Source organism: Massilia sp. LMS1-1-1.1, assembly GCF_040815535.1.
Classification (GTDB): Bacteria; Pseudomonadota; Gammaproteobacteria; order Burkholderiales; family Burkholderiaceae_D; genus Janthinobacterium; species Janthinobacterium aestuarii.
The window spans coordinates 1-284 of record NZ_JBFPNG010000029.1 but is presented as its reverse complement, the minus strand read 5'-3'; the positions used below and the strand labels follow the sequence as shown (position 1 = coordinate 284).

1 rRNA gene is annotated in these 284 nt (G+C 48.9%); it reads right to left on the bottom strand.

Annotation, left to right across the window (positions count from 1 at the left end):
- Positions 1–78: ribosomal RNA gene (rrf, locus tag MRBLMS1_RS18855) — 5S ribosomal RNA — on the bottom strand; the annotation flags it as partial.
- Positions 79–284: the final 206 nt, after the last annotated feature.

Sequence of the window (284 nt, the reverse complement as noted above, 5' to 3'; positions counted from 1 at the left end):
ACTATCATCGGCGCAAAGTTGTTTCACGGTCCTGTTCGGGATGGGAAGGGGTGGGACCAACTTGCTATGGTCATCAGGCATAACTTGTACTGGCGTTTGTCCTCAATGGAGCGACAAAGCCTGAATCGGGAAGAAGCAAAGATTGGGGTAATGAATCGTAGTATCAACACACACGCAACGTTGTACCGTCTTATCCTCTGCACCTGCTAAGGTTATAGGGACAAGCCGTACGGGCAATTAGTACTGGTTAGCTTAATGCATTACTGCACTTCCACACCCAGCCT